This window comes from Mesorhizobium sp. M2E.F.Ca.ET.209.01.1.1, from assembly GCF_004010375.2.
Classification (GTDB): Bacteria; Pseudomonadota; Alphaproteobacteria; order Rhizobiales; family Rhizobiaceae; genus Mesorhizobium.
Genome location: NZ_SADP02000203.1, coordinates 1 through 434 on the forward strand (window position 1 = coordinate 1; position 434 = coordinate 434).

The window sequence follows — 434 nt, forward strand, 5'->3', positions numbered from 1 at the left end:
GGCGCTGCGTCCCGTCTTCCGATCGCATGCAACAGACCCGCATAGGCGAGATAGGTGATGTCGTGTCCGGCTCGCCCGGACAGCGGTCCGTCTTGGCCGAAGCCGGTCAGGCGGCCATAGATCAGCGCCGGATTGCGCTCCAGCAGGATGTCGGGCCCGAGGCCGAGCCGCTCCATCACGCCGGGGCGGAAGCCTTCGACAAGCAAGTCGGCGCCCGCTGTAAGGCGCATCAACAGTTCCACGCCGGCCGGACGCTTCAGGTCGCGCTTGAGGATGGAACGGCGGTGGCGGTCGAGATCGTAGGCTTCCGGCAGGCTTAGAAGCGGCTGGCCGGCATCGGCGCGTTCGATGCGCAACACCTCGGCGCCCATCTCGGACAACATCAGGGCGGCAAGTGGCACCGGGCCGAGCCCGGCGATCTCGATGACTTTCAC

1 protein-coding gene is annotated in these 434 nt (G+C 67.3%); it reads right to left on the minus strand.

Annotated elements, in window-relative coordinates; genetic code table 11:
* Positions 1 to 434 (minus strand): CoA transferase (locus tag EN852_RS35295; RefSeq protein ID WP_246694494.1); only part of this gene is annotated, 434 nt, incomplete at both ends.